Below are 9,902 nucleotides of genomic sequence, written 5' to 3' on the forward strand. Positions count from 1 at the left end.
ATGTTCGAGGTCGGCTCGTTCAACTGTTCGGGCTTGTAGCCAGAGCGGAGAGGTGAATGGCGGTTCTGCTGCTACACGTGCTTATCAACACTGCTGCCGAACAACCTGCCATTCACCGCTCTCACCTTAGATTCTATTCCCTTCTCTAGACACAAGCTGCCAAAGGCTGCGTCCGCAGCCAACGCGGTATTGCCCCCGGACGCAGCCTTCGGCAGCTGCTACGGGGTTGTGCATGGTGCCCCTGGCGTGCACCGCCGCAAGGCGTTTTTGCCCTTGTATCGCGCAGAAATGGCATGAAAATCACCCCGGTGAAAATCGCCATTCATCGCCAAAGCCGCTAAATACAAGGCTTGCAGCCTTTCCATCACAAATTCGCAACATCATGAGCGCATTTTTTCAAAAGCTGGCACGCGCTCTGCAATGTAGTAAGTGCAGCAACAGCAACACACTCCCAGTTTTGGGGTCCTTGGTACAGGCAGGCCGGGGAACCCTTCTTTACAACCGGGGCGCGCAGCACTCGACGAGCGTTGCGGTCCCACACCCGTTTTGGGGACCTTGGTACAGGCAGGCCGGGGATTCCCCTTCTTTACAACGGGGCGCGCAGCACGCGACAGGCGCTGCGCCCCTTCCCGCTTTTGGGGACCTTGGTACAGGCAGGCCGGGGATTCCCTCTTTTATTCCTCCCGGAGGCTGAGCTTCAGCCTCCAGCGCCCACCCTCTTCTTCACCACTGATATCACCCTGCAAGGGCCGCGCCGCCACCACGTTCAGCAACAGGCCGTTTTCGCCCGGCTGCGTGCGCCAGTTGGCCTTCCTGCCGTTGATGTCCACCTGGCCGTTGCGGGTCAGGCCGTGCGCCTGGAATTGCACCACCAGCGCACCGTCCACCGTGGTGGCCTGCACCTTGGGCTCACCGGTAAACCACAGCACCAGCGCCGCCGGTTGTGGCTCGATCTTCACCAGTTCGAGGGTTTCGGGGTTGGTCAGCTTGCCGATCATCAGCCCTACCATCAGGCCCACTATCGCCAACGAAAACATCACCCGCGGGAACAGGCTCGGACGCGGGTCCGGTTCAGGGGTAGAATGCTGCCCGTCTTTCAGTTCGGAGCCGTGCATGTTTCACGTCATCCTTTTTCAACCAGAGATACCGCCCAATACAGGCAACATTATACGGCTGTGCGCCAACAGTGGCTGCCACCTGCACTTGATCGAACCGATCGGCTTCGAGCTCGATGACAAGCGCCTGCGCCGCGCCGGGCTGGACTACCACGAGTACGCCACGCTCAAGCGCCACGCCGACCTTGCCAGCTGCCTGGAAAGCCTGGGCAACCCGCGGTTGTTCGCGTTCACCACCAAGGGCTCCAAGCCGTTCCACGAGGTGAGCTTCGCCGACGGCGACGCCTTCCTGTTCGGCCCCGAAAGCCGTGGCCTGCCGCCCGAGGTGCTGGACCCGCTGGGCAGCGACCAGCGCCTGCGCCTGCCGATGCGCGAAGGCTGCCGCAGCCTGAACCTGTCCAACACCGTTGCCATCGCGGTGTACGAGGCGTGGCGCCAGTTGGGCTTCGCCTGACCTTGTAGCCACAAAAAAGCGCCCCGAGGGGCGCTTTTTCGTTGCGGCAAGCCTTACTGCAGCGAAGGCTTCGGCGCTTCGCCGGCTTCCTGCATGCGTTGCAGCTCTTGCGCGTACAGGGCGTCGAAGTTGACCGGGGCCAGCATCAGCGCCGGGAACGAACCACGGACAACCAGGCTGTCCAGGGTTTCGCGCGCGTACGGGAACAGGATGTTCGGGCAGAAGGCGCCCAGGGTGTGGCTCAGCGAAGCGTCGTCCAGGTTCTTGATCAGGAAGATACCGGCCTGCTGCACTTCAGCGATGAAGGCTACTTCCTCGCCGTTCTTGACGGTGACCGACAGGGTCAGCACGACCTCGTGGAAACCTTCTTCCAGCGCCTTCTGGCGGGTGTTCAGGTCCAGGGCAACGCTTGGCTCCCACTGCTGACGGAAGATGGCCGGGCTTTTCGGCGCTTCGAACGACAGGTCACGCACGTAGATGCGCTGCAGGGAGAATTGCGGGGCGTTGGCTTCTTCGTTCGCCGCGCCGTTGTTCGGTTGATCAGTCATCGCAGATCCTTCTTACTTTAAGGTCGTAACGTGGTTTGAATTCAGGCCTGGAGCAGCGCGTCGAGCTTGCCGGCGCGTTCCAGTGCATACAGATCGTCACAGCCGCCAACGTGGCGCTCGCCGATCCAGATCTGCGGTACCGAGGTGCGCCCGGCCTTCTGGGCCATGGCGGCGCGCACTTGTGGCTGGCCGTCGACGCGGATTTCTTCGAAGGCAACGCCCTTGCTTTCCAGCAGGGCCTTGGCCCGCATGCAGTAGGGGCACCAATCGCTGGAGTAGACGACGACGTGGCTCATTTCACTTTACCAGTGGAAGGTTGTCAGCGCGCCAGCTGGAAACACCACCTGACAGTTTGGCTGCGGTGTAGCCTGCCTTCAGCAGCTCGCGTGCGGTAGTACCGGCATGCTGGCCGATGCTGTCGACGATGATCAGGGTCTTGCCCTTGTGCTTCTCAAGCTCGGCCATGCGCGAGGCCAGCTTGTCCTGGGGAATGTTCAGGGCGCCGACGATGTGGCCGGTGGCGTAGTCTTTCTTGGCGCGAATGTCGATGACCACGGCCTGCTCGGCATTGACCAGCGCGGTCAGTTCACGCGGGCTCAGGCTTTTGCCGCCACGGCTCGCTTCCAGCGCAAGCAGCATGATCAGCAGGATGGCGAAAGCGCCGACGAGCAGATAGTGATTTGTGGCGAATTGAAGCAGGTGATCGGCCATCAGCAGGTTCCAGGGCGTTAAAATGTCGGCCAGTATACACAGCAGCCAAAGTGGACCAAAGCCCGCCGGGCGCAACCTTCACGGAACCGGCCCCGGCTGGCCTTGTCTGTGCTTCATTGGTGCGATTGATGAAGGTTATTCGCAAGCGTTGGCATCTATGCCCTAAAATACGCTCCTCCTTTTCCATCTGACATAGCCGCGAGTGGATCTATGACAACCACGCCTAAACCTTTGGTCCTGATCATCCTGGATGGTTTCGGTCACAGCGAAAGCCACGAATACAATGCTGTCTATTCGGCGAAGAAACCCACGCTGGATCGCCTGACCAAGACCATGCCCAATGGCCTGATCTCCGGTTCCGGCATGGACGTGGGCCTGCCCGACGGTCAGATGGGCAACTCCGAGGTCGGCCACATGAACCTGGGCGCCGGCCGCGTGGTGTATCAAGACTTCACCCGCGTGACCAAGGCCATTCGTGACGGCGAGTTCTTCCACAACCCCACCATCTGCGCAGCCGTGGACAAGGCCGTGGGCGCCGGCAAGGCCGTGCACATCCTGGGGCTGCTGTCGGACGGCGGCGTGCACAGCCACCAGGACCACATCGTGGCCATGGCCGAGCTTGCCGCCCAGCGTGGCGCCGAGAAAATCTACCTGCACGCCTTCCTCGATGGCCGCGACACCCCGCCAAAAAGCGCCGAGGCGCCGCTGGAACTGATGGACAAGACCTTCGCCCGCCTGGGCAAGGGCCGCACCGCCACCATCATCGGCCGCTACTTCGCCATGGACCGCGACAACCGCTGGGACCGCGTCAGCGCGGCCTATGAGCTGATTGTCGACGGCACCAGCGAATTCACCGCCGCCACCGCCATCGACGGCCTCAACGCCGCCTACGAGCGCGGCGAGAACGACGAATTCGTCAAGGCCACGCGCATCGGCGACCCGGTGCAGGTGGAAGACGGCGACGCCGTGGTGTTCATGAACTTCCGCGCCGACCGCGCCCGGGAAATCACCCGCGTGTTCGTCGAAGACAACTTCGCCGACTTTGCACGCAAGCGCCAGCCCAAGCTGGCCGGCTTCGTGGGCCTGACCCAGTACTCGGTGAAAATCCCGGCCCCGGCCGCCTTCGCCGCCGGCAGCCTGCACAACGTGCTGGGCGAATACCTGGCCAACAACGGCAAGACCCAGCTGCGCATCGCCGAGACCGAGAAGTACGCCCACGTGACCTTCTTCTTCTCTGGCGGCCGCGAAGAGCCGTTCCCGGGCGAAGAACGCATTCTGATCCCGTCGCCAAAGGTCGCCACCTACGACCTGCAGCCGGAAATGAGCGCCCCTGAAGTCACCGATCGAATCGTCGACGCCATCGAGCACCAGCGCTTCGACGTGATCGTGGTCAACTACGCCAACGGCGACATGGTCGGCCACAGCGGCATCATGGAAGCGGCGGTGAAGGCCGTGGAATGCCTGGACACCTGCGTGGGCCGCATCGTCGAAGCCCTGGACAAAGTGGGCGGCGAGGCGCTGATCACCGCCGACCACGGCAACTGCGAGCAGATGGAAGACGAGTCCACCGGCCAGGCGCACACCGCGCACACCACGGAGCCGGTGCCCTTCATCTACGTCGGCAAGCGCAAGGTACACGTGCGCGAAGGCGGCGTGCTGGCTGACGTGGCGCCGACCATGCTGCACCTGCTGAACATGGCCAAGCCCGACGAAATGACCGGCCACTCGATTCTGGTAGACGACTAAGCTCACTGCGCGGGGGCCGGTGCCAGCGCCCTGCCCCCGCGCCCTGGATGAAACGTCCGGCAGTTGCCGCACGGGCGTTTTTTTTGCAAGCCGCGGCGGGCATACTAGGCCCGTCTCCACACTGGTATCGCCCACCCCCATGCTTCGTGCACTGATAGCCCTAGCCCTTGCCGGCCTGCTGAGTACGGCCTACGCCGATGACCGTGAGCAAACCCAACAGCAGTTGGAAGCCACCAGGCAGGACATCGCCGAGCTGAAAAAACAACTCAGCCAGGTACAGGAACAAAAGAACGGCGTGCAGAAAGACCTGCGCGGAACTGAAACCGAGATGGGCAAGCTGGAGAAGCAGGTGGAGGCCCTGCAAACGGAACTAAAAAAGACCCAAGGCGAGCTGGATCGCCTAGCCCAGCAAAAAGATCAACTCCAGCAAAGCAAGACTGAACAACAGCGCCTGATCGCCATCCAGGCCCGTGCCGCCTACCAGGGCGGCCGCCAGGAGTACCTCAAGCTGTTGCTCAACCAGCAGAACCCGGAAAAGTTTGCCCGGACGCTGACCTATTACGACTACATGAGCAACGCGCGCATGGCGCAGCTCAAGCAGTTCAACGAAACCCTGCGCCAGCTGGCCAATGTCGAACAGGACATCGCCGGCCAGCAGGCGGCGTTGCTGGCCCAGCAAAGCAGCCTGGACAGCCAGCGCCAGGACCTGGACAAGGTGCGCAAGCAACGCCAGGCGGCCCTGGCCAAGCTCAACGACAGCTACAAGCAGCAGGACCAGAAGCTTTCCGCGCGCCAGCAAGACCAGGAAGACCTGGCCAAGGTGCTCAAGACCATCGAGGAAACCCTGGCCCGCCAGGCCCGCGAAGCCGAGGAAGCGCGGCAGAAAGCGCTGCTGGCGGCCCAGGAGGCCGAGAAGCAGCGCCAGCGTGAAAACGCCCAGGCCAAGGCCGATGACGCGCCAAAACGCCCCAAAGCGACGCCAGGTGCACTAGTCTCCAGTGGCGGCGCCAGCTACGGCGGGCCATTTGCCGCGGGCCGGGGAAAACTTCCGTGGCCTGTCGATGGTCGATTGTTGGCACGCTTTGGTGAAACTCGCGGTGATGACGCCCGAACCAAGTGGGATGGTGTCATGATCAGTGCTCCCGCCGGCACCCAGGTGCACGCGGTACACGGTGGCCGGGTAGTGTTCGCCGATTGGCTGCGCGGCGCCGGCCTGCTGGTGATTCTCGACCACGGCGACGGCTACCTGACGTTGTACGGGCACAACCAGAGCCTGCTCAAGGGCGCTGGTGACATCGTGAAGGCCGGCGAGGCTATCTCGACGGTTGGCAACAGTGGTGGGCAGGACACCTCGGCATTGTATTTTGCCGTTCGCCAGCAAGGTCGCCCCAGCGATCCTTCGCAATGGTGCCGCGGCTGAAGTCGGCACCAACAACAAGGGCGTTATGGCCGTCGTGAATGACGGCGCGCCGATGCCCCGAAAGGCGCAAAACCAGAATCAGGAGTTCGTTCGTCATGCTGCACTTGCCCCGCCTTACCTCGCTGGCCCTGACGATCGCCGTGGTGATCGGCGCCCCGCTTGCCCGTGCTGCCGAGCCTGCACGCCTGGCCGCCACCACCACGACCGCCCCGGCACCGGCCGCGGCCGCCGCCGACCCCACCAAGGCGCCACTGCCGCTGGACGAGCTGCGCACCTTCGCCGAGGTGATGGACCGCATCAAGGCCGCCTACGTGGAGCCGGTGGACGACAAGACCCTGCTGGAAAACGCCATCAAGGGCATGCTCAGCAACCTTGACCCGCACTCGGCCTACCTGGGCCCGGAAGACTTCCAGGAGCTGCAGGAAAGCACCAGCGGCGAATTCGGCGGCCTGGGCATCGAAGTGGGCGCCGAGGACGGCGTGATCAAGGTGGTCTCGCCTATCGACGACACCCCGGCCACCAAGGCGGGCATCGAGGCCGGCGACCTGATCGTGAAGATCAACGGCCAGCCTACCCGCGGCCAGTCCATGACCGAGGCTGTGGACAAGATGCGCGGCAAGATCGGCGAGAAAATCACCCTGACCCTGGTGCGCAACGGCGGCAACCCGTTCGACGTGACCCTGGCCCGCGCCATCATCCAGGTGAAGAGCGTGAAGGCGCAGCTGCTGGACGACGGCTACGGCTACATTCGCATCACCCAATTCCAGGTCAAGACCGGCGAGGAAGTCTCCAAGGCCCTGGCCAAGCTGCGCAAGGACAACGGCAAGAAGCTCAACGGCCTGGTGCTGGACCTGCGCAACAACCCCGGCGGCGTGCTGCAGGCAGCGGTAGAGGTGGTGGACCACTTCATCAGCAGCGGCCTGATCGTGTACACCAAGGGCCGCATCGCCAACTCGGAACTGCGCTTCTCGGCCACCGGCCACGACGAAAGCGACGGCGTGCCGCTGGTGGTGCTGATCAACGGCGGCAGCGCCTCGGCTTCGGAAATCGTTGCCGGCGCCCTGCAGGACCACAAGCGCGGCGTGCTGATGGGCACCGACAGCTTTGGCAAGGGCTCGGTGCAAACCGTGTTGCCGCTGGCCAACGACCGCGCGCTGAAAATCACCACCGCGCTGTACTACACGCCCAACGGCCGCTCTATCCAGGCCCAGGGCATCGTGCCTGACGTGGAAGTGCGCCAGGGCAAGGTCACCAGCGATTCGGCCGACAGCGAGAACTTCAAGGAAGCCGACCTGCAGGGCCACCTGGGCAACGGCAACGGCGGCAAGGACCGGCCTTCGGGCCAGGCGCCGATCGGCAAGCAGAAGGCGCGCCCGCAGGACGGCGACTTCCAGTTGAGCCAGGCGCTGTCGCTGCTCAAGGGCCTGAGCGTCACCCGCAACAAGTGATGCCTTTACGCGCTATTGCCCTTGCCCTGTTGTGCTGCCTGTCCGGCCTGGCCCACGCCACGCCGGACAGCAGCCCCGCCAAGCCCCGCAAGGCCTACTTCACGCTGATCATCGACGACCTGGGGCAGAACCTGCCCCGCGACCGTCGCGCCCTGGCCCTGCCCGGGCCGGTGACGCTGGCGGTGATGCCCGACACCCCACATGCCGCCGACTTCGCCCGCGAGGCGCACAAGGCCGGCAAGACGGTGATCGTGCACATGCCCATGGACCCGGCCACCGGGCCGTTCGCCTGGCACCCCGACCTGCCCATGGACGAGCTGCGCGCGCGCCTGCAGGCAGCGCTGAAGGCCGTGCCCTATGCCGCCGGCATGAACAACCACGAAGGCAGCAAGATGACCTCGCAGCCCGAGGCCATGGCGATGCTCATGGGCGAACTGCAGCAGCGCAACCTGTTCTTCGTCGACAGCCGTACCAGCGCCGCCACCGTGGCTGCCGCCAAGGCTCAGGACATCGGCTTGGCGCACGTGTCGCGCGATGTATTCCTGGATGACGTGCGCACCCCCGAGGCAGTCGCCAGGCAGCTGCACACGGCCATCGCCCATGCGCAGAAGTTCGGCTCGGTGGTGGTGATCGGCCACCCGTACCCGGTGACCATGGACGTGCTGGCGCGCGAGCTGCCCGACCTCAAGGGCCAGGGCATCGACTGGATTCCGGTGCGCCAGATGATTGCCGTGCGCGCCAACCGGGCGATGCCGGCGCATGGTAAAGACGGGACTTATACCCCGGCCAAGCCATGATTATTTAGTGCGGCGCCGCGGCTGAATCACGGTCAACTGGCCTTTCATATCGCCAGAAGGACCTGCGCCATGAAACAGCTAATCGCGTTTACCGCCGCCTTGTTGATCCTCCCTGCCCACGCCGATGATGGCTTCACCGAACATGGGCCCTCGGTACTGCTAGAGAACGCCTCCGGTGCCTACGACCGCTGGAAAGGCATTGGCCGCATTGAAAGCCTCGGCAACCGCCGTTGCAGCGCCGTGCTGATCGACACCCGAAGCACCGGTGGCGGCACGGACGCCCCGGCGTACGTACTCAGCAGCGGCCACTGCAACTACAGCCAACTGGGCCTGGTCGCCACAGACCTGAAGACTCAGGGCCACATTGAATTCAATTATTTCAAGGACACCGCCGCCCAGCGCCAAATCTACCCGCTGAAACGCCTGGTATGGAACAGCCTGCAGAACATTGACCTGGCAGTGATCGAGCTGGGAGTGCCCCTGCAACGCCTGATCGATGAAGGTATCGAGCCGCTCAAGCTGGCCGCGCGGCAGCCTGCGCTCAACACGCCCGTGCTGGCAGTGGGTGCCCCGGAGGTGGCGGGGAGCGGCTACACGCTCAGGGCCTCGGCCTGCACATTCGACGGCACCCGCGACATCGCCGAGTTCCCCTACGTATCCAACGCCAACCTGCGCAACGGTTGCCAGGATGTGCTGCCCGGGGCCTCCGGCAGCCCGTTGCTGGACCGTGCGAGTGGCGAAATCATCGGCATTACCGGCACTACGACCCGGGGTTCCCAGGCCGCTGACAAATGCTTGAAAGATGCCCCTTGCGAGCTGACTGACGGCCAGGGCACCTGGCACGCCAACACCAACTACGCCAGCCCCGTGACCCGGCTGCATGCCTGCCTGGCCAACGGCCGGTTCGACCTGGCCCTGCCTGGCTGCGACCTGCAGCCCGCCTTCTCGGTCAACCTGCACCACCCCTACTACCTGACGCCCATGGTGCAAGCTGGCGTCAGGCGCAAGGATTGGGACCTGCGTTTTTCCACCGACACCAGCCATTACTTCCGCAAACTGGCCCGCCAGCCAGCCCAGTGCCAAAACATCAAAGGCTACAGCAAGGCGCTGAGCAGCAAGCAGGCGCGTATCGACCACCCGAAACTGACGGAACCAGGCGTGCACCTGTTATGCGTGATCGGCTCGGACCTGGGCAGCGAACCCGTGTCGCAACGCGCACTGAGCAACGCGTTCGTACTGCCCATTCAAGCGGTCAAGGACATGCCGGCACCGGTGCCGGACGTGACGTTGACGCGTTTGGAGACTGGCCGGGAAAGCGTGGTGTTCAACCATTCGACGCGGGTGCCGCATTACCAGTACAAATTCGGTAGCCCGGATTCGACCGACTGCGCTGCCGAACAGGGCTACAAGCACGCCTACTACGCCTTCACCATTTCCCCACGCTCGATGCCGGCCAAGCTTTGCACCCGGGCTACCGACGTAGCCGGGGCGGTGTCGGCACCGCGAACCGACCTGATTCAGTAAGCCACGCGTGCAACCTGCGTGGCAGCAACTGTCTTGTGGGAGCTGGCTTGCCAGCGAGCTTTTATGGCCCCAACAGCGCGCTGGCCAGCCAGCTCCCACAGGATGTAGCAGCTGCCGCCAGGCAGCGTCATGGGACGCA

10 protein-coding genes are annotated in these 9,902 nt (G+C 63.8%); 6 read left to right on the forward strand and 4 right to left on the reverse strand.

The window, feature by feature from the left end:
• Positions 1 to 674: 674 nt before the first annotated feature.
• Positions 675 to 1,115 (reverse strand): hypothetical protein, encoded by a 441-nt coding sequence (locus AC0SZ7_RS14775; protein ID WP_475505090.1) that lies wholly within the window; start codon positions 1,113 to 1,115, stop codon positions 675 to 677.
• Here AC0SZ7_RS14775 and trmL point away from each other — a divergent pair.
• Positions 1,114 to 1,569, forward strand: coding sequence for a tRNA (uridine(34)/cytosine(34)/5-carboxymethylaminomethyluridine(34)-2'-O)-methyltransferase TrmL (gene trmL, locus AC0SZ7_RS14780; protein WP_008367899.1), 456 nt, complete (start codon positions 1,114 to 1,116; stop codon positions 1,567 to 1,569). The two genes, AC0SZ7_RS14775 and trmL, sit on opposite strands and share 2 nt — an antisense overlap.
• Before the next feature lie 53 nt (positions 1,570 to 1,622).
• Here the strand turns inward: trmL and secB are convergent, their stop codons facing one another.
• Genes secB through AC0SZ7_RS14795 form a run of 3 tightly spaced genes read right to left on the reverse strand, consistent with a single transcriptional unit; the run spans position 1,623 to position 2,828 of the window.
• Positions 1,623 to 2,117, reverse strand: a complete 495-nt coding sequence (gene secB / locus AC0SZ7_RS14785; protein WP_027979882.1) for a protein-export chaperone SecB — start codon at positions 2,115 to 2,117, stop codon at positions 1,623 to 1,625.
• 41 nt (positions 2,118 to 2,158) lie between these two features.
• The gene (gene grxC, locus AC0SZ7_RS14790) at positions 2,159 to 2,413 is read right to left on the reverse strand and encodes a glutaredoxin 3 (protein WP_158156284.1); all 255 of its coding nucleotides are present in this window, start codon (positions 2,411 to 2,413) and stop codon (positions 2,159 to 2,161) included.
• A gap of 1 nt (position 2,414) precedes the next feature.
• A complete protein-coding gene (locus AC0SZ7_RS14795; RefSeq protein WP_475505091.1) occupies positions 2,415 to 2,828 on the reverse strand; it encodes a rhodanese-like domain-containing protein in 414 nt (137 codons plus the stop codon).
• Between the two features lie 210 nt (positions 2,829 to 3,038).
• On the opposite strand from AC0SZ7_RS14795, the gene gpmI reads away from it, so the two are divergent.
• The 5 genes from gpmI to AC0SZ7_RS14820 all read left to right on the forward strand — a co-directional run bounded on the left by gpmI (position 3,039) and on the right by AC0SZ7_RS14820 (position 9,763).
• The gene (gpmI, locus tag AC0SZ7_RS14800) at positions 3,039 to 4,574 is read left to right on the forward strand and encodes a 2,3-bisphosphoglycerate-independent phosphoglycerate mutase (protein ID WP_475505092.1); all 1,536 of its coding nucleotides are present in this window, start codon (positions 3,039 to 3,041) and stop codon (positions 4,572 to 4,574) included.
• A gap of 139 nt (positions 4,575 to 4,713) precedes the next feature.
• Positions 4,714 to 5,994, forward strand: a complete 1,281-nt coding sequence (locus AC0SZ7_RS14805; protein ID WP_475505093.1) for a murein hydrolase activator EnvC family protein — start codon at positions 4,714 to 4,716, stop codon at positions 5,992 to 5,994.
• Between the two features lie 95 nt (positions 5,995 to 6,089).
• Entirely contained in the window at positions 6,090 to 7,442 is a 1,353-nt protein-coding gene (locus AC0SZ7_RS14810; protein ID WP_475505094.1) for a S41 family peptidase, read from the forward strand.
• Positions 7,442 to 8,239, forward strand: a complete 798-nt coding sequence (locus AC0SZ7_RS14815) for a divergent polysaccharide deacetylase family protein (RefSeq protein ID WP_475505095.1) — start codon at positions 7,442 to 7,444, stop codon at positions 8,237 to 8,239. The genes AC0SZ7_RS14810 and AC0SZ7_RS14815 overlap by 1 nt, the downstream gene beginning before the upstream one ends.
• Before the next feature lie 69 nt (positions 8,240 to 8,308).
• Positions 8,309 to 9,763: a trypsin-like serine peptidase gene (locus AC0SZ7_RS14820; RefSeq protein WP_475505096.1), complete on the forward strand. Its 1,455-nt coding sequence runs from the start codon at positions 8,309 to 8,311 to the stop codon at positions 9,761 to 9,763.
• Positions 9,764 to 9,902 lie beyond the last annotated feature (139 nt).

It is taken from the genome of Pseudomonas sp. JC1203 (genome assembly GCF_056175065.1).